Genomic DNA, 20,262 nt, shown 5'->3' with positions numbered 1-20,262 from the left:
CGGTCACCTTTCGGCTCCGCGACGCCCCGGGCCGGGGCCGTCACAAGACCGGACGCACCGTGATCACCTCCGACTTCCCACAAGACGTATCAGCACAAAAACCCTACCGAGCCACCCCATCCCACCCAGCCCGAACCGAAACCCAGCCCGAACCGAAACCCAGCCCCGGCCGTACCCCCACGAACAGCCCAAGCCCCCACCCGCCGTCACCCATGGCGAGGGCGGACGGCGAAGCGGGTCTAGAGGTTGTCGTGCGAGTTGTCGCCGAGGTGGCGGTTTCCGCGGCGGTGAGTGGGCTCAACTGTCCGCGTTCTGGGTTATGCGGATTGCCCATTGGACTGAGGGCGGGGCTTTGATTTGGAGCCGGGTGGTTTGTGGGGCGTCCAGGGTGTGGCCGTCGAGTTGGTGGGTGATTCCGTCGTCGTCGCAGTCGAACTCGGTCTCGCTTTGGCCGGTGAGGATGAGGGTCACGGTGCCTCGGCCTTCGCAGTCGAAGTGCGTCGCCAGCTCGCCGGGGCGCAGGTCGAGGGCGGGGCTGGTGAACGCTCCGCGCGCCGGGCCTGCCGTGAACACGGTGCGCTCGCGGGAGTCGGGGTCCGTCGGGGGTACGGCGATGCGGGTGGGGGAGGGATGCGGGTGGGCGTTCCTGCGGCGGTCGACGGGGACCCAGGCGCTCGCGGTCGACGCGGGCGAGGACGGGGCCACCACCTCCGGGGTCTCCGCCCGCCCGGCGTTCGCCGACTTCGTGGCCGCCGAGCATCCGCCGGCCGCGACGAGCCCCGCGAGCAGGGCTGACGCGGCGGCGACCCGGGTCGTGGTCCTGGGCATACGCCAACCTCCGCCGCGTCTAGGGATATGTCCGGCGAGAAGCGTACGGCAAGGTCATTCTCATCGGCCCGCGGGTTGTCCGACGGCGTGGGAGGGGATCCAGTTGCCGTGGAATCCCGCGGGGAGGCGCACCGGGACGTGGATCTCGGCGACGGGCGGCGCGGGGAGGTCGGCGGCGTCGAGGATGGCGAGGTAGCTCGTGCCGGCGGCCCGGTCGTGGGCGAACGTCATCAGGTAGCCCTCGTTCTCGGCCGTCCCCCGCCGGGGCACGAAGACGGCCTCGCCGCAGGTGTGGCCCGGGGGCAGGCGGTGCGTCGCCCGTACGCCTCCGGAGGTCAGGTCGTAGGCGTAGACCCGTGAGCGGTCGGGCTCGGCGTCCAGGGAGAAGCTCGTCGTGTAGCCGTGGCGGTGGGGGAGCCCGAGCACCGAGTCGGCGACCCGCGGGTATTCGCTGGGCTCGTCGTCGAGCGGCTCCTCGGCGACCGTGCCCGACCGTAGGTCCAGCGTCCAGCGGTACAGAACCGGGAGCCCGCCCTCCAGGTCGCCGGGGCCGCCGCGCCACAGGCTGGGGACGCGGGTGCCGGTGACGGTGATGGTGCGGCCTCCGGGGTCCTCGAACGCGTTCATGGTGTGCCACACGTAGCAGGGGGCGACGTCGAACCAGCGCACGGGCGCGTCGTCGCCCGCCGTACGCTCCAGCACGCCGAACCGGGCGCGGTGCGCGTCGTCCCAGCGCCACGGCGGCCCGCCCGCCGCGGCCCCGGCGGCGTCGAAGACGACCGGCAGGTCCATGAAGACCAGGTGGTCCCGGGTGATGGCGAAGTCGTGCGTCATCGTCGCCCTCGGCACGTCCACGACCCGCGTCTGCACCACCTCGCCCGTGGCCGAGGCGCGGTAGCAGGTCAGGTACGGCGGGCGCAGCCGGTAGCCGAAGAACAGCAGCTCCCCGGTGATCGGGCAGGTCTTCGGGTGGGCGGTCATCGGGGTCCGCAGGGCCCCGCCGAAGGTGTGCGGCCCTATCGTGGCCAGATCCCGGGTCACCTCGTACGGGAAACCGCCCTCCTCCAGGGCGAACAGCCGCCCGGCGTGGCTGATCAGGTGGGTGTTGGCGGTGGTGACGCGGTAGTCGATCCGGCCCGTCTCCCGGTCGAAGGCCAGGTCGAGCCGTGACCGCCCGGGGTGCTCGTACAGCGGCGTGCGCACGTACCGGTTCCGGTACCAGCGCGCCCTGCCGCCGTCGAGCGCGATCGTGTGGATCATGCCGTCGCCCGCGAAGGAATGCGGTGACCAGCCCGTGCGCGGGTTGGGCCCGTTGCGGAAGAACTGCCCGCTCAGCTCGGCCGGGATCTCGCCGATGACCCTGGACGGCTCCAGGGTCACCTCCTCGGGGACCGGCGCGTTGTTGCCCGCGAGGTGGAGCGGCACGGTTTCGGACACGGCGGACCTCCTGCCGGTGGTTGGTGGAGACGCTGACAACCGTGCCCGAGGAAACCCGCCGGCGGCAGTCTTGTTCTTCCCGCCCACCTCAGCCGCCCGGAGAAGGCCCAGGTGAGAGCCGCGCGGAAAACCGCGGAGCCGATCACTCGCCGGGCGCTTGCCGTACGGCCCGCGCCGCGCGGCGGCCGGTCACCGGGCGCCCGCCGTACGGCCCGCGCCGGTCACTCGCACGTGCCTGCCGTACGGCCCGCGCCGTTCACTCGCCGGGCGCTTGCCGTACGGCACGCGCGGTGACGCGGTCGATGGCCTGGACGGCGACCTCGGGCTGGTCGACGTAGATGTGATGGCCGCTCCCCGGGGCGGTGGTGAGCTTGGCGGCGGGGGACAGGGCGAGCCATTCGCGCTGCCCGGCGGCCCAGGCGCGCTCCAGGCGCGGGCCGTGCTGGGGGATGGCCGCGAGGTACTTCGTGCCGTGCTGGATCACCTCCACCGGGATGTCCCCCGCGGGGCGGACCGCGCCGTCGGGGATGACGAGCAGCTCGGGGTTCTGGCCCTGGAAGACCGCGAGGTTCTGGGCGCGCAGCTCGGCGGCCGGGCCGGTGGCGGACTCGGGGATCGCCTTCTTGACGTCGGCCATCATGGTGGGCGGGGTGGCGTCCATGAGGACCAGCCCCTTGACCCTGTCCGTGTGGTCGGGGGCGTACCTGGCGGCGATCAGCCCGCCCAGGGAGTGCCCGGCCAGGACGACCGGGCGGTCGCCGGCGACGCGGTCGAGCACCCCGGTCAGGATCCCGCCCGTGGCGGCGAAGTCCTGCGGGCCGGCCGGCTTGTCGCTCGCGCCCGCGCCGAGCCGGTCGTAGGAGCAGACCCGGTGCCGCGCGCTCAGCGTCTTCTGGAAGGCGGCCAGCTTGTCCAGCCCATCGCCGGCCCCGTGCAGCAGGACGACGACGGGCCCGCCCTTGCCCGGGACGTCGCCCGAGCAGGACACGTTCACCGACCGTCCCGCGACCTGGATCTTCCGCGTCCCGGAGATCGGGGCCGCGTCGGTCTCCGGAGTTCCGATCCCGGGCGTCGGCGTGCCGGTCCCGGGTGCCGGTGCGCCGGTCCCGGGGGTGCCTGTGGCGGCGCCGGCGGCCCGCGTGGGGGAGGCGAGGGGGTCCCAGTTCTCCAGCGCGTCGCCGTCGCATCCGGCGGCCCCCGCGCCGAGGGCGGTGCAGCACAGCGCGGCGGCGACGGAAGTCTTGATCTTGCGGAGCATGGGGTCCTCCGGGGTGGGGGTCGGTGAGGGGACGCGCACGGCGGCGGGGCGGCGGAACCGCGGGGGCGCCGTGGCCGCTCCGCAACGCTACGGACCGGGCGGTGCCGTGATCGTCCCCGCGGAGTGGACATTCGCCGGTAGCTCGCGCGGGGGACAGGCGCGGCCGGCCGGGAAGCGCCGCTGTCCCCCGCGCGAGCTACCCGTGACTGTCCACCCCACGGGGACGATTCCGGGGCCGCCGGACGCCTAGCGTTTCCCGGCGTACGGCGGGCCCGCCGCCGGCTCCCCACGCCAAAGGAAGTCCCATGCGGTTGCTGAAACAACTCGTGCCCGTCGCGGTGGTCGCCTTCGCAGGAGGCGCGGCCGTGGGCGCGGCGCGGGGAAACCCGCTGCTCACCCTGCTCCTCGGCGTCGCGACGGCCGTGCTCGCCGTGCCGGTGTACGGCCGCGCGGTGCGCTGGTCCGAGCGCCGCGACCCGGTGGAGGTGGCGACGGCGGGCGCAACCCGGGCCGTCGCGCGCGGGACGCTGATCGGGGTCGCGCTGTTCGCGGCCGTGATCTTCAACATCGCGCTGGTGGGCGGTTACCGGATCGACGGCCTGGGCTCGCCGGCGGGCGCGGTCGGACTGCTCGGCTTCATGGCCGCCGCGGCGGTGACGGAGGAGCTGCTGTTCCGCGGCATCCTGTTCCGGATCGCCGAGGACCGCCTGGGAACCTGGCCCGCGCTGACCCTGACCGGTCTGCTGTTCGGCCTGTCGCACCTGTTCAACCCGCACGCCGACCTGTGGGGCGCGCTGGCCATCGCGATCGAGGCGGGCGGGATGCTCGCCGCCGCCTACGCCGCCACGCGCACCCTGTGGCTGCCGATCGGCGTGCACTTCGGCTGGAACTTCGCGGCGGCCGGCGTCTTCGGCGCCGAGGTCTCGGGCAACGGGGTCGCGCAGGGGCTGCTGAACGGCGTGACGTCGGGCCCGGCCCTGCTCACGGGCGGCGAGTTCGGGCCGGAGGCGAGCCCGTACGCGGTGGTGCTCGGCCTGCTGCTGACGGTGGTGTTCATGTGGCTGGCCCGGCGGCGCGGCAACGTGGTCCCGCTCCGGCGCGGCGCGACCGCTACGCTCGCCCAGTGATCGATTCAGGGCGGGTCACGCGGTGGTGGCGGCGGCGCGACGTCGTGGTGCGGGACGCGCCGTTCGGGCTGCTGCTGGCCGTCGCGTCGGTCCTGCCGGCGCTCCACGGCAAGGGCACGCAGGTCGGCGACCTGCCGGCCCGCCCCCTGGACGCGTGGGCGCTCGTGGTGATCGCCCTGGAGTGCCTGCCGCTCGCGGTGCGCCGGAGGTGGCCGGCGCTGTGCCTGGCGCTGGTGTCGCTGGGCTTCGCCGCCGACCAGCTCCTCGCGTACCACGTGCTCGCGAGCAACGCGATGCCCGTCGCGCTGATCAGCGCGGGCGCCCATCTGGAGCGCCACCGGCGGCTCGCCGTGGTCCTGCTCTCCCTGGCGTACGTGCCGCTGGCGATCGCGCTCGGCCGGCTCGGCGCGACGGAGCGGGTGGAGGGGTACGTCGTGTTCTACCTGGCCCTCGGCCTGGCGTGGGGGATCGGGGCGTGGCTGCGCTCGACCCGCGCCGCCGAGGCGGAACGGCGCCGCCACGTCGCCGAGGCCACCCGCGCCGCCGAGCGCACCCGGATCGCCCGCGAGCTGCACGACGTGGTGACGCACCACGTGACGGCGATGGTCGTGCAGGCCGAGGCCGCCCGCTACCTGACGGCCGCCCCCGACCGCCTGGACGCGACGCTGAGCGCCGTCACCGACACCGGCCGGCGGGCGATCGCCGACCTGCGCCACATGCTCGACCTGCTCAAGGCCGATCACGACGCGGACGCCGGGCCGCCCTCCACCGGCGATCTGCGCGCGCTGGTGGAGCAGACCCGCCGGGCGGGCCAGCCGGTGGAGTTCACCGAGGAGGGCAGGCCGGCGGAGCCTGCGGGCAGCGCGGAGTTCGTGACCTACCGGGTCGTCCAGGAGGCCCTGACGAACGCCCTCAAACACGCCCACGGCAGCCCCACGGCGGTCCGGGTACGGCACGGCGAGAAGGAGATCAGCGTGGAGGTCAGCACCGAGGGCGCCGGCCGCCGGGCCGCCACCCCGGGCGGCGGCGGGCGGGGCCTGGCCGGGCTGCGCGAGCGGGTGGAGGCCCTGGGCGGCGACTTCAGCGCCGGACGGCAGGCGGACGGCGGCTTCGCCGTACGGGCTCGCGTCCCCGCCGGGAGCCCGTCGTGACGGCGCCGGTCCGGGTCCTGGTCTGCGACGACCAGGCGCTGATCCGCACCGGGTTCTCGACGATCATCGACGCGCAGCCGGACCTGGAGGTGGTGGGCGAGTGCGGCGACGGCCGTACGGCGGTGGACCTCGCCCGCCGGCTGAACCCCGACATCGTGGTGATGGACGTGCGGATGCCGGTGCTCGACGGCATCGGGGCGACCCGGCTGCTGGCCGGCGCCGGCGTGGAGAACCCGGTCAAGGTGCTCGTGGTGACCACCTTCAACCTGGACGAGTACGTCTACGAGGCGCTGCGGGCCGGGGCGAGCGGGTTCCTGCTCAAGGACGCCCCGCCCGCGCAGTTGCTGAACGGCATCCGCATCGTCGCGTCGGGCGCCGCGCTGCTGGCGCCGGAGGTGACGCGGCGGCTCGTCGGCAGGTACGCCTCCCGGATCCGCCCGGCCGAGGGCACGCCGGAGGACGCGGCGCTGACCCCGCGCGAGCTGGAGGTGCTGCGCCTGATCGCCGACGGCCTGTCCAACAGCGAGATCGCCGCGACCCTGGTGATCAGCCAGGAGACCGTCAAGACGTACGTGTCGCGCATCCTCACCAAGCTCGATCTGCGCGACAGGGTCCAAGCCGTGGTCTACGCCTACCGCAGGGGCCTGGTCACCTGACCGGCCCTCAGGTACGGCTCGGCGTCCGCCGCGTGCCGGCGCGGGGGGGCGGCGGCGCGTCGTCCCATCCGGTGCCCGTTCCGCGTGCCCGCCGCCCCCGGCGCTCGTACAACCGATCCGCGATCGAAGGCATCGGAGCGGGCGCCGCACCCGGGGATCAACCGACCGCGGGGTCGGGTGGGCACAACCAGTGGTTGTTCCCCTAGGGTCTCGGCATGGATCTCGAATCCGTCCGGACCTTCGTCGCCGCCGCCGACGCGGGGCGGTTCCAGGACGCCGCCGCCGAGCTGGCGGTCACCCAGCAGGCCGTCTCCAAGCGCATCGCCGCGCTGGAGCGCGACCTCGGCGTGCGGCTGTTCACCCGCACGCCGCGCGGCGCCGAGCTCACGATCGACGGGCAGGCGTTCCTGCCCCACGCCCGGGACCTGCTGCGCGTCGCCGAGCGCGCCGCCTCCTCCGTGCTCGCCGGTCGCCGCCCGCTGCGCGTGGACGTGATCGCCTCGCGCAGCGCGGCCTCGGCCCTGATGCGCGCCTTCCACCGCGCGCATCCGGAGATCGAGCTGGACGTGGTGATGCTGTTCGACGTGGACACGGCCGTCGCCGCCCTGCGGTCCGGCGCGATCGACGCGACGTTCCGCGCCGTCGCCGCGCCCGGCCGGCCCCTCCCGGAGGACGTCGAGTCCGCGCGGGTGGACGACGAGCCCCTCGAACTCCTCACCGGGCCCGCCCACGCGCTCGCCTCGGCCCGGTCGGTGACCGTCGCCCAGCTCACCGGGCACCGCATCTGGATCCCGGGCATCGTCCCCGGCACCGAGTGGGCCGCCTACTACGACGACCTGATCGCCGAGTTCGGCCTCACCATCGAGGCGACCGGCCCCAACTTCGGCTCCGACGCGCTCCTGGACACCATCGCCGACACCCCGGCCCTGGCCACCCTCATGGGCGGGCACACCCGCCTGGTCTGGCCCGCCGGTCACGGCCTGCGCCGCATCCCGGTCACCGATCCGACGCCCGTCTACCCGCACTCGCTCCTGTGGCGCCGCGGCAACCCCCACCCCGCGCTGCCCGCCCTCCGCGCCCACCTCGCCGCCACGGCGGCCGCCCCCGGCGCCCCCGGCACCTGGACCCCGCCCTGGGCGATCCCGCACACGGCGTCATCGCCCCCGCCCGCCGTACCGGCGGAGCCGGGAGCCCGCCCGGCCCTACCGGCGGAGCCGGGAGCCGGCTCCGCCGTGTCAGCGGAGAGGGGGGACGGCCGCGCCCGCCGTCGTCCCCCGGCCCTGCCGTACCGCACGACCCAGGTGCCGTGATCCGCCCCGGCCCGCCCCGATGATCCGTCGCCGGATTCGGTCGCCGCGGCGTGGGATGGGATCCCTCCGGCGACCTGTCGGAGCGGGTCCGGGGCCGCTTCCGGGCGGCCTATCCTGGCGGACATGACCCCGCAGTGGGACGTCTCGGACGCCTGGGTCTTCGCCGCGATCACGGGGACCGGCCCCGAGGACGGCTGCTCGCTCACCCAGATCATCGCGACGGCCGACGGCGTCAACCACGCCATCCTGACCGAGCGCGAGTTCACCCGGGCGGTGCCCCGCCTGATCGCCGCCGGGCTCGTCGGCGCCGACCCCGGGGTCGGCCGCTACTGGCACACGGAGGCCGGGCGGGCGCTGTACCGGCGGCGGATGAGAAGGCGCGGCGCGTTCGGCTGGATCGACGCGCTACCACCCGCCCTGCGCGCCCTGGGCGAGCCTCGGGACGGCCCGTGGCCCCTCCCTCCCGGCGCCTTCGATCGCGCGACCCGGGAGTACCTGCGTGATGCCCGCTCGCGCGGCGACCAGGAGGGCTCACCGGGCGGGCCTGGATGAGCCGGATGAGCCGGATGAGGAGGCCCCGCGCGGCCGGGACGCCGCTCAGACCCGCCGCGCGATCGTGAGGATCGAACGCCCGGCCTCGGACACGGGCCGGCCGGGCCGGTCGCCGTACTGCGCCTCGACCTCGAAGCCGGCCTCGCCGAGGACCGCCCCGAGCGCCGGCACGTCCAGGAACCGCAGACTCGACCGGTCGGCCCGCAGGACCTCGCCGTCACCGGCGCTGATCGTCTCGGTGAACGTCACCACGTCGCCGGTCACCGCCTCGACCCGGTGGGACACGCGAAGCGTACGGCCGGAGGCGTCCACGACCTCGCGGGCGTTCGACGGGGTCCACTCCTCCCACGCGCGCGCCCGCGGGTCGCGCGTGTCGAACGCGAACCGGCCCCCGTCGCGGAGCGCCCCGCGGATCGCGGCCAGCGAGGCGGCGAGTTCCTCATCGCCGACCAGGCACTGGAAGGCGTTGCTCGCCATGACCGCCAGGTCGAACTCGCGGTCCCAGGCCGCGTCCGCCGCTACCCCGGCGACCCACTCGACGTCGGCACGCCGCCGGGCCCGGTCGAGCGCGGCCGGATCCGGGTCGAGCCCGACGAGCCGCCCGCGGTGACCGAGTTCCCGCGCGTGGTGGAGCATGCCGCCGGTCCCGCACCCCACGTCCAGTACGGCGTCCGCGGACATCACCAGGTCGGTGAAGAACGCGTCGGCGGGGTGGCGGGCGGGGTCCCACGGGTTGAGCAGGTCGTACAGCGCGGCGGCCGCGGCGTCGGTGAACACCCCGGCAGTATCGCGCGGCCGGCGCCGTACCCGCAGGACGCCCCGGCTCAGGCGGTGCCGTACTCCCGGGGCGCCCGGCTGTGGGCCGTACCCCAGAACGCCCCGGCTCAGGCGGTGGGAGCGCCGGGCACGCGCCGTTCGCCGCCGTTGCGCTCCTGCCAGAACCGGTAGACCTCCACCGCGGAGTCGCGGGGCTCGTAGCGCATCGGCAGGCGCCGGTCCTCCCAGCTCTTGGCGAACTCGTCGTAGAAGGTGTTCAGCTCGAAGTACTTGCGGTCGTCCACGTAGTGGGGCTCGTAGGCGTCGCGCGTGGTGAGGAAGACCACCTCGTCGGGGGAGCAGTAGTAGAGAGCGCCCAGGCACATCGGGCACGGGTGGGCGAGGACGTAGATGGTGGTCCCGACCAGGTGCTCGGTGCCCAGCTTGGTGCACGCCTCCCGGATGGCGAGGATCTCGGCGTGGGCGGTGGGGTCGCTCGTCTGGGCGACCTTGTTCGGGCTCTCGGCCACGATCGCGCCGTCCTTGACGATGACGGTCGCGAACGGCCGGCCGCCCTCGGCGACGTTCTGACGGGCGATGTCGATGGTGCGCTGGACGAAATCCACGGTGACTCCCCGGAGAAGAAGAGACTTGGAGCCGGCGGCCGGAAGCCGCCCGGAGAGGGGGCGAATCCCCTGCGTCCTCATCCTGCATGACCAGCTTCTATAGCGTCCAAGACGCGTTGGCCATGAAACCCATTGCCGCCATCTATAGTCACGGGTATGGGTCTGGAGCTGCGTCATCTGCGCTACCTGCTCGCGGTGGCCGAGCACGGCGGCTTCACCCGCGCCGCCGAGGCCCTCCACATCTCCCAGCCCACCCTGTCCCAGCAGATCAGGCAGCTCGAACGCACCGTGGGCGCCCAACTGCTGGACCGCACGGGCCGCGCCGTACGGCTGACCGACGCGGGGGAGACCTACGCGCACCACGCCCGGCGCGCCCTGCGGGACCTGGCCGCCGGCGAGCGAGCCGTGCACGACGTGAAGGACCTCTCCCGCGGCCACCTGCGCCTGGCGGTCACCCCGACCTTCACCGCCTACCTCGTCGCCCCGCTGATCGCCGACCTCCACGACCGCCACCCGGGCATCGCCGTGAACGTGAAGGAGATGCCGCAGGACCTCATCGAGGCGGCCCTGCTGGCCGACGACCTCGACCTGGGCATCGGCTTCGACGACCCCCACCTGCCGGGGATCGCCGCATCCGCCCTGTTCACCGAGACCCTCAGCCTGGTCGTCGGCGCCGGCCACCCCGGCGCCGCCCGGCGCGCTCCGCTGCCCGTCCGCGAACTCACCGAGCACCGGCTCGCCCTGCTCAGCGGGGATTTCGCCACGCGCGGCCGCATCGACGCCTACTTCGCCGGGCACCGCGCCGACCTCCACGTCGCGGTGGAGGCCACCTCCATCCAGGCCCTCATCGAGATCGTCCTGCGCACCCCGCTGGCCACCGTCCTCCCCGACGCCATCACCCACGGCCACCCCCGCCTGGCCTCCATCGCGGTCGACCCGCCCCTCCCCGCCCGCACCGTCACCCTCCTCACCCGCGAGAACGCCTACCGAAGCGCCGCCTCCCGGGCCTTCACCCACCTCACCCGCGCCCGTTCCCGCGACTACCCCCCACCCCCATGACCCCCACCCCGCCGACCCCATCGCCCGCCGACCCCTCCACCCCGCTCCGGAGCGCCCGGCCCGCCGGCCCTCGCTGGCACGGCGGCTCTCGCTGGTACGGCGGCCCTCGCTGGTACGGCGGCGCGCGGGCGGGGGCGCGCCGCCGTACGGCTCCGTCAGGGGCGGGGTGGGCGGGAAGGGTCCGCCAGACCCGGTAGGACTCGGGTCTTCGTTGCCGAGCGTGGACGCCCTGAGGCAGGCGATCCTGCCCTCGCCGGTGATCGACCCCCGTGCCGCCGGGCGGCCGCCGGCCTCACCGTCTGGCCGCCGCGCCGGGTCAGGGGGCTTCGGCGGGTTCGCGGAGGCGGGCGGCGTGGCGGGTCTGGTTGTCCAGGGCGCGGCGCAGGAAGGTCTCGATGAGGTCGAGTTCGGCGGCGCTGAAGCGCAGGAGCTCGGCCTGGGCCTCGGTCGCGATCGGCCCCCAGATCTCCTGTACGGCTCGGCGGCCCCGCTCGGACAGGTGCACCAGGACGCGGCGGCGGTCCGCCGTGTCGCGGACCCGCGTGGCCAGGCCGGTCCGCTCCAGCCGGTCGATGGCGGTGGTGGTCGCGCCTCCGGTGAGACCGGCGGCGGACGCCAGCTCGCTCGCGGTGAGCGGGCCGCGGGCGGTCAGCCGGCTGAGGCACCGCAGGTCGGTGCGGTTGATGCCGAGGCGCCGGGCCGCCAGCTCGTCGATGAGGTCGGTGGCGTCCTGCAGCTCCTGAACGGCCCTGGTCACGGCCTGCACCCTGTCTTGCTTTGACAATCTAATCCTTAGATTATTGAATAAATTCGGTCGTGCGAAGTCTAACTCCCACGGAGGCCGCGATGCCACTCCCCGCCGCCCTGCTGCGCCCGGCGACGTCCGAGGACGTTCCGGCACTGCTGTCCCTGATGGACTCCGTCCACGCGTGGCTCCTCGCCCGGGGCCGCCCGGAACAGTGGGGGACCGTGCCGTTCTCGCGGATCCCCGGCTTCCCCGACCGGGTCGCCGACTGGACCCGCCAGGGCGTCATCACCCTGGCCGAACGCGACGGCCGGTGCGTCGGGCTGCTGGCCGCGGCCCCCATGACCCCGCCCCGCGTCCCCGCCGGCGCCGTACCCGAGGGATCGATGTTCATCCACACCGTGATGACCGATCGCGGCCCGGGCGGCCGCGGCGTCGCCCCCGCCCTGCTGGCCGAGGCCGAACGGCTCGCCAGGGCGTGCGACGCCCCCGCGCTGGCCCTGGACCACTGGGCCGGCAGCCCCGAACTGGCCCGCGTCTACGAGGCCCAGGGCTACGCCAGGGTCACCGACTACACCGACGACCAGTCGGGCACCCCCGTCCGCAACACCGTCCGCGTCCGCCCCCTGCCCCGTCCGGCTGAGCACCCTTGACGGGATCCTTCCTCCGGACACCGGCCGGCGAGACGTCCCCGGTGATCGCCCGGCGGAGGGGCGCCCTTCACCCGCGCGGGGGATCGTCGGCCGAGGCGGCTCGTGAACGCTGAGGGCCTGGTGAGTGAGCGAACCGAAGTCCCCGCCCCGCGCTGGGCCATCTGGGCGGCCTACGCCTCGGCGCTGTCGGCGTCGGTCGGGGTTCATCCCCTGCACGCGGTGTGGGCCCTGGGAATTCCCCTGTGGCCGATGAGGACGGGTTCGACGACTGGTACGCGCAAGGCGGCGGCCCCTACCTCCTGGTACTCAGCGAGATGGCGGCGCCGGCCTACTCCTGCCGCCTGCTCCTACCGCACCCGCACAACCTGACGAGCGCCCCCGTGGACCGCGACCGCCTTCGGTGGACGGGGAACAGGTGCGGCCGGCCCGGAGCGGCTAGCCGGGGTGTCTTCTTCGGTGGGGGAAGAAGCGGGAACGTTGTTTGGGGGGATCTGGGGTGATTCGTGTCAGGAGGTCGGCCGCTTCCTCGTCGCCGAGGTCTCGGGCTTGGGCGAGGAGCGGGAGGGCGGCCCCGGTGTCTCCCATCATGAGGAGGAGCAGGGCGTAGTTGCGGATCGAGCCGGGCTCGCGGGCGTCGTCGACCCGGTCGTCCCACTGTTTCAGGGTCTCTCCGAGCGCCAGCCGCTCTGCCCGGAGCCCGGGGTCGGCGGCGAGCTGGCGGCGGGCGATCTGGGCGGTGTCGCGCAGCCAGGCCCGCGCCTCCCCGTCCCGTCCCTGGCCGGCGAGGAGCCTCGCGAGGTCGACCATGGCGTCGGTGCTGCCGGAGTCGGCGGCCACGCGCCACCACGCCTCGGCGTCGTCGAGGTCGCCTCGTTCCTGGGCCAGGACGCCGAGGTTGTACAGGGCCAGGAGGTCGCCGGAGTCGGCGGCCCGGCCGAACCACGCCCGCGCCGCCGCGTGATCCCCCTCGCTGTACGCGACCATCCCGAGGTTGTTCATCGCGCGGACGTCTCCCGCGGCGGACGCCCGCTCCCACCAGAGTTTCGCCGTCTCCAGCCGGCCCCGGCGCTCCTCCACCAGGCCCATGTTGCACAGGGCGGCGGGCCGGCCCGCCGCGGCCGGCGGCCGGAACAGGGACTCGGCCTTGTCCAGGTCGCCCGCCCGCAGGTACAGCAGGCCGAGACGGTTCAGGCCGGCGCTGTCGTCCGGGCGCGTCGTCTCCTCTCTCCGCCCGATGCCGCCGTCCGCGTCGCCGCGGAGTTCGGCGAGCGTGCCTTCCCATTCCCGGGCGATCTCGGGCCGGTGCCGGGCGAGCTTCCCGAGGGCTTCCCCGGCGATCTCCAGATCACGGGTCCAGAGGGCGCGTACGGCCAGGACGAGCAGGTCGTCGGGGTCGTCGATCCTCTCGATCGCCCACCGCAGCACGGGGGAGGGCACCCGGCGGACGCGATCCGGCTCCTGTACGACGATGGTGAGCGAGCGATCCGGCTCGAAGGAGCTCCAGCCGACCCAGCTGACGCAGGCGGCGGCGCCCCCGAGCCGCTCGCAGGCCCACTCCACCTCCGCGGCCAGGTGTTCCTCCGTCGCGGCGGGGGTCGCTTCCGGCAGGTAGTGACGGTGCAGCGCGAACACGTCGTCGTGCCCGATCGGCCCGTCATAGCCCGCGACCCGGAGGTCGACGACGGTGGAGACCAGGGCGGCGCCGACCGGGTGCCCGTCCGCGGGACCCGTCTCCCACCGGCGGAGCAGGTTCGCCCCGATGGACGTGGAGGGCACGGTCTCGACGTAGCGGTGCAGGGCGTCGTCGTCGAAGCGGACGTCGAACTCGGCCGAGCTGCGCCGTCCGCGAAGGCCGGGCAGCGCGTCGGCGACCCGGTCGTGGATCGCGCGAGCCGCGGCGAGCGTGCCGGTCAGCTCCGCCGACCCCGAACGGCCGAGAACGTCGCGCGGAGCGGGCAGGCCCGTTCCGCCGAACGCCCCGGCGAGGGCCGCCGCCCGCAGTGCCCCGAACCGGGCGCGGTAGCGAGACCACGCCCGGCTCTCGGCGCTGTCCCACGCCTCGATCTCCTCGGGGAACCCCCGCCGCACCGTGAGCCTGGCGGCGTCCAGGCAGATCTGGTGGCGGATGACGGCGTCGTAGTACACGCCCTCGTGGCGTACGACCTCCTCGCGCAGGTGGACGCCGAAGAGGGCGAAGCCGACCGCCAGGGCGTAGAGGGCGGCGTCCCAGCGTTCCTCGCGGGACTCGGCGCCGGGCACCGACCGCGGGTAGTGCCCGGTGAACATGGTGAGAATCTGCGCTCCCGAGGCGTCGGCGCCGACCTCGACGCCCCTGCGCAGGTCGGCGGGCGGGAACTCCTCCTCCGGCGCCGTGACCAGGTCGTCCATGCGCGCCCAGTGCCCCACCTCGTGGCAGACGAAGAAGGCCGCGGCCAGGGTGGCCGTGGTGCGCGCCTCGGCGAGGGCTCGCGCGCCGGTCGCGCCGAAGGCGTCCTGGACCCGGCCGAGGTCGTCCCAGAACGTCTCGCCCGAGGGCTCGAACACGGCCGCGAGCCCGGGGGGAGCGGTCAGGCGCGAGAGGACCTCCCGCTCATCTCCGGCGAACTCCACCGGAATGCCCCCGTCGTGGGCGGCCAGGACCAGGGCGAGGGTGTAGACGCGGGCGATGAGGCCGAGCGGCACGACGACGAGCGGGACGCCCCCCTCCGCCGCCTGGAGCTTGCACATCAGCGAGGGGGACCACGTGACGCCGACCCGGGGCCGGTTCTCCGGCAGCCCGCTGGGCCGGTCGGTCAGGGACGCGATGGCCAGGAACGTCTCGGCGCATCTGTCGAACAGCGGGCGCGGTACGCAGGGCGGCAGCAGGGCCGGGTCGACCAGGTCGGCCGGATCCCTAGTCATCTGCCGCTCCGGAGAGGTTCGGGCAGAGCCGCCCGACCCCGAAGTGGACGATCTGGGCGGCGATCACCGTGACGGGCACCGGAAACCCGCCGGCCGCGGCCAGGGCGTCGACCAGGCCGGCGAAGAGCATGTTCCGCTCCACCTTGCCCGGCGCGAGGACCTGGCGGCGGATCCGGACGGACGAGCAGACCGCCTTGCGGAATGTCGCGAGGTTGCGCTCGAACCACGCCCGTCCCGTCGCCCGGCTCTCCTCGTCCTCGGGCTCGGTCGACTTGAGCTCCGCGGCCAGCACCGCCCTGCCGATGAGGATGTAGAGCGTGTCGGAGTCGAGGTCGAGAAGGGAATGGCCGGCCGTTTCGCTCATCGGCGCTCTCCTGACTGGGCGGGGGACCTGACTGCAACATAGGTCAAAGTCCCGCCGCCTCCCGGAGAACGAGGTCGAAACGTCCGCCTTCCCGAATCGGGGACCCCGCGCCGCGGGTCAGGGCCCGAGTGCGACGATCAAGCTGGTCACGGCGAGCCCGAGCGCGGCCGGGGTGCCGGTGTGGCGTTCCGGCACGCTGCGGGACAGCGCGTTGGCGACGGCGCTGAGCGCCGAGATCGCGAACACCGCCCAGGTGCCGGCGACCGCGACGGGCTCGGGCAGCACGTCGATCCCGCCGGCCCGATCCAGGACCACGACCGCGAACGCGGCGTACAGCGCGAGCACGACGGCACTCCCGATCCGCAGCCGGGCCGGCAGCACCCGGTGCCGTCCGCCCCACGCGAGCCTCCCCCACGGCGCGCCGCACGCGAGCCCGAGCTGGAGCACCGACAACGGCACGAGGACGACGGCGAAGACGATCGCGGCTGCCACGGCGACAGCCTAACGAGCGTCCCCCGCCGGCGGAGGACCCGTTCGCCGGCGGCCGGCCCTCGAACGCCGCCCCGGTCCGGTGAACGTGTTCGTGCCCGGCTTCTCACCGCCGGGAGCACGCGAGCGGTGCAGGTGGGCGGGGGAGGGCTGTGTCATGATGTGTCGCGAAGGTGACGGCGGAACGAGGAAGCCGGTGTGAGTCCGGCGCGGTCCCGCCACTGTGATCGGTGAGCGACCCCCGAGAAGGCCACCGCCGCGTGCGCGGGCGGGAAGGCCGGGGGAAGCGACGACCCGAGAGCCAGGAGACTCCCCGCGGTCGCCTCCTCACCAGGACTGGGGCGGATTTCCCCAGGGAGGAGAGCGGATGTTCGGGTTCACCCGTGGGCTGCGGCCGGCGCCGGACACCGTCCGCGCCGCCCTCGCCGACGCCGCCGGCCTGGGGCCGTTCTTCACGCTCACCCTGGGCGGGCCGGACGAGGGCTGGCACCCGGTCCGGCTCTCCTACGCCCGCGGCATGTCCGACCTGGTCACCAGGACCGCCGCCGGGTACGGCACCGGCGAGGTGCGCGTCGCCGCCTCGATCGTCCAGCTCGGCCACGCCGCGCGGCTCTGGTCGCCCCTGCTCGCCTGCGCCGCGATGCACGGCGTGGTGCCCGATCTGACCGCCCTGCAGCGCGCCGACGAGGGCACCGCGCTCCGGCTGCCCGCCCCCGCCGGCCGGCTCGCCGGCGACCTGGACCAGGCCACCGGCCTGCTGTACCGGATCGTGGTGAACGAGCACCTCGAACCGCTGGCCGCCGGGCTGCGCGTCAAGATCGCCCCGCGGCTGCTGTACGGCAACGCGGCCTCGGCGCTGGCCGGCGCGGCCCACGCCGCGCTCACCGCGCGACCCGGCCTGCGCGTCCCCCTCACCCGGCTCACCACCGCGCTGCTCGGCACCGGGCGGCTGGCCGGGCTCGGCGAGATCACCGGCCCCGGCCTCACCTTCCGCAGGCGGACCTGCTGCCTGTACTACCGCGTGCCCGGCGGCGCGAAGTGCGGCGACTGCGCGCTGACCGCGCGCTGACCGGAAGACCCGCCCGACGGCCGGCGACCCCGGCCGGATCCGGAGGAGGACACCGAGATCGGGCCGTCCGTCGCCGAGCGGGGGAAGGTGTGGCATCCGCCGGCGGGTGTGGCCGGGAACGGCGGGGGTGCGTGGCCCGGGGGAGCGGGCCCCCGGGCGGTCGCCGTACGGGCAGGGGTCACGCGGTGAGGGTCGCGTGGAGGCGGCGGGCGTGGCGGGTCAGATGGCTGGAGCCGGGGCGGGCGGCCAGGGCGGCGATCTCCGGTAGCTCGCCCCGCGCCCCGGCCCACTCGGCGACGTCGGCGGCGAAGGAGACGACGCGCGTGTGCACGGTGGTGGCGCGTTCCCCGGGACCGGCCAGGAGCGCCGGGAGCAGCGCGCGCGTGATCTGCCAGGTCTCCCGGTGCGCGCCGGACCTCGCCAGTGCTTCGAGGGTCTTCAGCAGGCCTCCCGGAGATCGTCCCGCTCCCGCCACAGGACCTCGCCCCGTTCGGCGGCGGCCGGGATGTGCCCGGCAAGCTCCCCGGCCACCTGCCGCCGCTCGGCGTCGCCGAACCCGCTCACGAGCGCCGCCACGGCGGCCGGGTCCTCGGCGGAGATCGCCGCGCGCACCAGTTCCCACGCGCCCGCCCCCGCCCCGCCGTACAGGCCGAGCCGCCCGCCCGCCACACCGGTCCCGCCGGCCGATCCACGTGTCATGGCCGGGACCCTACGCACGGTCACCGACATTCCCCCGGCCCGCCGAACCCGCTCCGGACACCCGGGACTCCGGCACCGGCGAAGCCGAGCCCGGTCATCACGCGAAGCGCGACATCGGGGCTGGGTGAATCGGGGGAGAGCAGGAACCCGCCGCCCGCCTGGCGCCGGGCGGGGTGTGGCTCCGTTCGGTCGGCGGCGGCGTGAGGGGTGGGCCCGGCGGGGGTCGCCGGGCCCCGGGGGTCAGCTCGAGGGTTCCTCGCGCACTCGGCGGGCGGCGATGGTGAGGTTCGTCAGGGAGCGGCGGACCTCGTCCCAGGCGCGGGTCTTGAGGCCGCAGTCGGGGTTGGCCCACAGGCGTTCGATCGGGATGGCGGCCAGGCCCTCGCGCAGCAGCGCCGTGAGCTCGTCCACGTCCGGCACGCGCGGGGAGTGGATGTCGTAGACGCCGGGGCCGACCTCACGCGGGTAGCCGGCTCCGGCCAGCTCGTGCGCCACCTGCATGTGGGAGCGGGCGGCCTCCAGGCTGATCACGTCGGCGTCGAGGTCCTCGATGGCGCCGAGGATCTCGCCGAACTCGGCGTAGCACATGTGGGTGTGGATCTGGGTGTCGTCGCGGACCCCGGAGGTGGCCAGCCGGAACGCCTCGGTGGCCCAGGCCAGGTAGGCGGGGCGGGCCGCGGCGCGCAGGGGGAGCGTCTCGCGCAGGGCGGGCTCGTCCACCTGGATGACCGCGATCCCGGCCGCCTCCAGGTCGGCCACCTCGTCGCGGAGGGCGAGCGCGACCTGCCGGGCGGTCTCGGCGAGCGGCTGGTCGTCGCGGACGAAGGACCAGGCCAGCATGGTGACCGGCCCGGTGAGCATGCCCTTGACGGGCCGGCCGGTCAGGGACTGGGCGTAGGTGGTCCAGCGCAGCGTCATGGGCTCGGGGCGGGAGACGTCGCCGGCCAGGATCGGCGGGCGGACGTGGCGAGTGCCGTACGACTGCACCCAGCCGTGCCGCGTGGCCAGGTAGCCGTCGAGCCGCTCGGCGAAGTACTGCACCATGTCGTCGCGCTCGGGCTCGCCGTGCACGAGGACGTCCAGCCCGGCCTCCTCCTGGAAGGCGATCACCGCGCGGATCTCGGCGGCGACGCGCTCGTCGTAGGCGGCCTGGTCGAGACGCCCGGCGCGCAGGTCGGCGCGGGCCGCGCGCAGGTCGGCGGTCTGCGGGAAGGAGCCGATCGTGGTGGTGGGCAGGAGGGGCGGCTTGAGCCGGGCCCGCTGCGCGGCGGCCCGCTCGGCGTAGGGGCGCGAGCGGCGGGCGTCGGCTTCGGTGATCGCCGCGGTGCGCTTGCGTACGGCGGGCGCGCGGGTGAGCGCCGACTCCGCCCGGGCGCGCAGGGCGGCCTTGCTGTCCTCCACGAGGTCGGCGATCAGGTGCGGCCCCCGGGTGATCCCCCTGGTGAGGGTGACGATCTCCGCGGTCTTCTGCCGGGCGAAGGCGAGCCAGCGCCGTACGCCTGGGTCGAGGTCGGTCTCCAGTTCGGCGTCGTAGGGGACGTGCAGCAGCGAGCAGGAGGCCGCGACGTCCACCCGGCCGGCGAGGCCGAGGAGGGTGGCCAGCGTGGACAGCGACCTCTCCAGGTCGTTGACCCAGATGTTCCGGCCGTCCACGACCCCCGCGACCAGGCGCCTGCCGGGCAGCCCGCCCACGGCGGCCAGATCCTCCAGGTTGGCCTCGGCCGGGCCGGTGAAGTCCAGTCCGAGCCCGTCGATCGGGGCGGCGGCCAGCACCGGAAGCGCCTCTCCGAGCCGGTCGAATTAGCTCGCCACCAGGATCTTCGGGCGGCGGGCGAGACCGCCCAGGTGGTCGTAGGCGGAGGCGAGCGCGTCGAGCGCGGCGCGCGGCCGGTCCTGGACGAAGGCGGGCTCGTCGAGCTGCGCCCATTCGGCGCCCGCCGACCGCAGCGCCGTCAGGATCTCGGCGTAGACGGGCAGCAGCCGGTCGAGCAGGGACAGCGGGTCGAAGGCGAGATCGACGCCAGGCGCGGGCTTGGCCAGCAGGAGGTACGTCACCGGGCCGACGAGCACCGGCCGCGGATCGTGCCCCTGGCGCAGGGCCTCCTCCAGCTCGGTGAGCTGCTTGCGCGGGTCGGCGGTGAACACGGTGTCCGGGCCGACTTCGGGGACCAGGTAGTGGTAGTTGGTGTCGAACCACTTGGTCAGCTCCAGCGGCGCCGCGTCCTGGGTGCCGCGGGCCATGGCGAAGTACCCGGCGAGCGGGTCGGCCGCGACGGCCGCGCGGTGCCGTTCGGGGATCGCGCCGACCATCACGGTCGTGTCCAGGACGTGGTCGTACAGCGAGAAGTCGCCGGAGGGGACCTCGCCCAGGCCGGCGTCGGCGAGCTCACGCCAGGCGGCGCGGCGCAGCTCCGCTGCGGTGGACTCCAGCTCGGCCGCGGTGACGCGGCCCGCCCAGTAGCCCTCGACGGCCCTCTTCAGTTCGCGGTCCGGTCCCTGGCGCGGGTAGCCGTACACGGTGGCGAGCGAACGCTCTGACACGGAACTCTCCTTCGCGAGTCACGGAAGGACATCTCCGGCGC

The 20,262-nt window shown here is 74.7% G+C and carries 19 protein-coding genes, 1 pseudogene and 1 riboswitch; of the genes and pseudogenes, 8 read left to right on the top strand and 12 right to left on the bottom strand.

Translation table 11 applies throughout. The features are described 5' to 3' along the window. Nucleotides 1-297: 297 nt before the first annotated feature. From D5H75_RS03360 to D5H75_RS03350, 3 genes are all read right to left on the bottom strand, one after another. Complete coding sequence (locus D5H75_RS03360) at nucleotides 298-828, bottom strand: hypothetical protein (RefSeq protein ID WP_119924804.1); 531 nt, start codon at nucleotides 826-828, stop codon at nucleotides 298-300. A gap of 60 nt (nucleotides 829-888) precedes the next feature. Next, nucleotides 889-2,265: a carotenoid oxygenase family protein gene (locus D5H75_RS03355; protein ID WP_119924803.1), complete on the bottom strand. Its 1,377-nt coding sequence runs from the start codon at nucleotides 2,263-2,265 to the stop codon at nucleotides 889-891. A gap of 256 nt (nucleotides 2,266-2,521) precedes the next feature. Then, the gene (locus D5H75_RS03350; RefSeq protein WP_119924802.1) at nucleotides 2,522-3,523 is read right to left on the bottom strand and encodes an alpha/beta fold hydrolase; all 1,002 of its coding nucleotides are present in this window, start codon (nucleotides 3,521-3,523) and stop codon (nucleotides 2,522-2,524) included. 305 nt (nucleotides 3,524-3,828) lie between these two features. On the opposite strand from D5H75_RS03350, the gene D5H75_RS03345 reads away from it, so the two are divergent. The 5 genes from D5H75_RS03345 (at nucleotide 3,829) to D5H75_RS03325 (ending at nucleotide 8,319) form a co-directional block, all read left to right on the top strand. Beyond that, nucleotides 3,829-4,650: a CPBP family intramembrane glutamic endopeptidase gene (locus tag D5H75_RS03345; protein ID WP_119924801.1), complete on the top strand. Its 822-nt coding sequence runs from the start codon at nucleotides 3,829-3,831 to the stop codon at nucleotides 4,648-4,650. Further along, nucleotides 4,647-5,801, top strand: a complete 1,155-nt coding sequence (locus D5H75_RS03340; protein ID WP_119924800.1) for a sensor histidine kinase — start codon at nucleotides 4,647-4,649, stop codon at nucleotides 5,799-5,801. The genes D5H75_RS03345 and D5H75_RS03340 overlap by 4 nt, the downstream gene beginning before the upstream one ends. After that, on the top strand, nucleotides 5,798-6,457 hold the full coding sequence (locus tag D5H75_RS03335; protein ID WP_119924799.1) for a response regulator: 660 nt from the start codon (nucleotides 5,798-5,800) through the stop codon (nucleotides 6,455-6,457). Before D5H75_RS03340 ends, D5H75_RS03335 begins: the two co-directional genes overlap by 4 nt. 215 nt (nucleotides 6,458-6,672) lie before the next feature. Beyond that, nucleotides 6,673-7,767: a LysR family transcriptional regulator gene (locus tag D5H75_RS03330; RefSeq protein WP_119924798.1), complete on the top strand. Its 1,095-nt coding sequence runs from the start codon at nucleotides 6,673-6,675 to the stop codon at nucleotides 7,765-7,767. 123 nt (nucleotides 7,768-7,890) lie between these two features. Then, on the top strand, nucleotides 7,891-8,319 hold the full coding sequence (locus D5H75_RS03325) for a hypothetical protein (protein ID WP_119924797.1): 429 nt from the start codon (nucleotides 7,891-7,893) through the stop codon (nucleotides 8,317-8,319). A 45-nt stretch (nucleotides 8,320-8,364) separates the two neighbouring features. Here D5H75_RS03325 and D5H75_RS03320 read toward each other — a convergent pair whose 3' ends face one another. Together D5H75_RS03320 and D5H75_RS03315 are read right to left on the bottom strand one after the other, a co-directional pair. Next, nucleotides 8,365-9,096: a class I SAM-dependent methyltransferase gene (locus D5H75_RS03320; RefSeq protein ID WP_119924796.1), complete on the bottom strand. Its 732-nt coding sequence runs from the start codon at nucleotides 9,094-9,096 to the stop codon at nucleotides 8,365-8,367. Nucleotides 9,097-9,203: 107 nt separating this feature from the next. Further along, nucleotides 9,204-9,701, bottom strand: coding sequence for a nucleoside deaminase (locus D5H75_RS03315; protein ID WP_119924795.1), 498 nt, complete (start codon nucleotides 9,699-9,701; stop codon nucleotides 9,204-9,206). A gap of 156 nt (nucleotides 9,702-9,857) precedes the next feature. Here D5H75_RS03315 and cynR point away from each other — a divergent pair, with 156 nt between their 5' ends. After that, the gene (gene cynR / locus D5H75_RS03310) at nucleotides 9,858-10,760 is read left to right on the top strand and encodes a transcriptional regulator CynR (protein WP_119924794.1); all 903 of its coding nucleotides are present in this window, start codon (nucleotides 9,858-9,860) and stop codon (nucleotides 10,758-10,760) included. 316 nt (nucleotides 10,761-11,076) lie between these two features. Here the strand turns inward: cynR and D5H75_RS03305 are convergent, their stop codons facing one another. Next, nucleotides 11,077-11,517 (bottom strand): MarR family transcriptional regulator, encoded by a 441-nt coding sequence (locus D5H75_RS03305; protein WP_202637774.1) that lies wholly within the window; start codon nucleotides 11,515-11,517, stop codon nucleotides 11,077-11,079. An 89-nt stretch (nucleotides 11,518-11,606) separates the two neighbouring features. Here D5H75_RS03305 and D5H75_RS03300 point away from each other — a divergent pair, with 89 nt between their 5' ends. Then, nucleotides 11,607-12,158, top strand: coding sequence for a GNAT family N-acetyltransferase (locus D5H75_RS03300; RefSeq protein WP_119924792.1), 552 nt, complete (start codon nucleotides 11,607-11,609; stop codon nucleotides 12,156-12,158). 435 nt (nucleotides 12,159-12,593) lie between these two features. Here the strand turns inward: D5H75_RS03300 and D5H75_RS03295 are convergent, their stop codons facing one another. From D5H75_RS03295 to D5H75_RS03285, 3 genes are all read right to left on the bottom strand, one after another. Then, nucleotides 12,594-15,059 (bottom strand): tetratricopeptide repeat protein, encoded by a 2,466-nt coding sequence (locus tag D5H75_RS03295; RefSeq protein WP_119924791.1) that lies wholly within the window; start codon nucleotides 15,057-15,059, stop codon nucleotides 12,594-12,596. Continuing rightward, the gene (locus tag D5H75_RS03290; RefSeq protein WP_119924790.1) at nucleotides 15,052-15,423 is read right to left on the bottom strand and encodes a hypothetical protein; all 372 of its coding nucleotides are present in this window, start codon (nucleotides 15,421-15,423) and stop codon (nucleotides 15,052-15,054) included. The genes D5H75_RS03295 and D5H75_RS03290 overlap by 8 nt, the downstream gene beginning before the upstream one ends. A 117-nt stretch (nucleotides 15,424-15,540) precedes the next feature. After that, nucleotides 15,541-15,915 (bottom strand): hypothetical protein, encoded by a 375-nt coding sequence (locus tag D5H75_RS03285; protein ID WP_119924789.1) that lies wholly within the window; start codon nucleotides 15,913-15,915, stop codon nucleotides 15,541-15,543. Between the two features lie 148 nt (nucleotides 15,916-16,063). Then, nucleotides 16,064-16,245: riboswitch (cobalamin riboswitch) on the top strand. A 34-nt stretch (nucleotides 16,246-16,279) separates the two neighbouring features. Between D5H75_RS03285 and D5H75_RS03280 the strand changes: the two genes are divergently transcribed. Beyond that, the gene (locus tag D5H75_RS03280; protein WP_119924788.1) at nucleotides 16,280-16,981 is read left to right on the top strand and encodes a (2Fe-2S)-binding protein; all 702 of its coding nucleotides are present in this window, start codon (nucleotides 16,280-16,282) and stop codon (nucleotides 16,979-16,981) included. 178 nt (nucleotides 16,982-17,159) lie between these two features. Here the strand turns inward: D5H75_RS03280 and D5H75_RS03275 are convergent, their stop codons facing one another. The 3 genes and pseudogenes from D5H75_RS03275 to metE all read right to left on the bottom strand — a co-directional run bounded on the left by D5H75_RS03275 (nucleotide 17,160) and on the right by metE (nucleotide 20,197). After that, nucleotides 17,160-17,456, bottom strand: coding sequence for a hypothetical protein (locus D5H75_RS03275; protein WP_119924787.1), 297 nt, complete (start codon nucleotides 17,454-17,456; stop codon nucleotides 17,160-17,162). Then, nucleotides 17,420-17,680 (bottom strand): hypothetical protein, encoded by a 261-nt coding sequence (locus D5H75_RS03270; RefSeq protein WP_147425050.1) that lies wholly within the window; start codon nucleotides 17,678-17,680, stop codon nucleotides 17,420-17,422. Before D5H75_RS03270 ends, D5H75_RS03275 begins: the two co-directional genes overlap by 37 nt. Nucleotides 17,681-17,920: 240 nt before the next feature. Beyond that, nucleotides 17,921-20,197, bottom strand: a pseudogene (gene metE / locus D5H75_RS03265) (5-methyltetrahydropteroyltriglutamate--homocysteine S-methyltransferase). Nucleotides 20,198-20,262: the final 65 nt, after the last annotated feature.

Source organism: Bailinhaonella thermotolerans, from assembly GCF_003594875.1.
GTDB lineage: Bacteria > Actinomycetota > Actinomycetes > Streptosporangiales > Streptosporangiaceae > Bailinhaonella > Bailinhaonella thermotolerans.
Note: the sequence above shows the minus strand (reverse complement) of the source record. Positions and strands in the feature narration are given on the sequence as shown.

Coding starts and splice junctions, on each gene's coding strand:
- D5H75_RS03360 (WP_119924804.1), bottom strand. CDS start 828: ATGCCCAGGACCACGACCCGGGTCGCCGCCGCGTCAGCCCTGCTCGCG.
- D5H75_RS03350 (WP_119924802.1), bottom strand. CDS start 3,523: ATGCTCCGCAAGATCAAGACTTCCGTCGCCGCCGCGCTGTGCTGCACC.
- D5H75_RS03345 (WP_119924801.1), top strand. CDS start 3,829: ATGCGGTTGCTGAAACAACTCGTGCCCGTCGCGGTGGTCGCCTTCGCA.
- D5H75_RS03330 (WP_119924798.1), top strand. CDS start 6,673: ATGGATCTCGAATCCGTCCGGACCTTCGTCGCCGCCGCCGACGCGGGG.
- D5H75_RS03325 (WP_119924797.1), top strand. CDS start 7,891: ATGACCCCGCAGTGGGACGTCTCGGACGCCTGGGTCTTCGCCGCGATC.
- cynR (WP_119924794.1), top strand. CDS start 9,858: ATGGGTCTGGAGCTGCGTCATCTGCGCTACCTGCTCGCGGTGGCCGAG.
- D5H75_RS03300 (WP_119924792.1), top strand. CDS start 11,607: ATGCCACTCCCCGCCGCCCTGCTGCGCCCGGCGACGTCCGAGGACGTT.
- D5H75_RS03295 (WP_119924791.1), bottom strand. CDS start 15,059: ATGACTAGGGATCCGGCCGACCTGGTCGACCCGGCCCTGCTGCCGCCC.
- D5H75_RS03290 (WP_119924790.1), bottom strand. CDS start 15,423: ATGAGCGAAACGGCCGGCCATTCCCTTCTCGACCTCGACTCCGACACG.
- D5H75_RS03280 (WP_119924788.1), top strand. CDS start 16,280: ATGTTCGGGTTCACCCGTGGGCTGCGGCCGGCGCCGGACACCGTCCGC.
- D5H75_RS03270 (WP_147425050.1), bottom strand. CDS start 17,680: ATGACACGTGGATCGGCCGGCGGGACCGGTGTGGCGGGCGGGCGGCTC.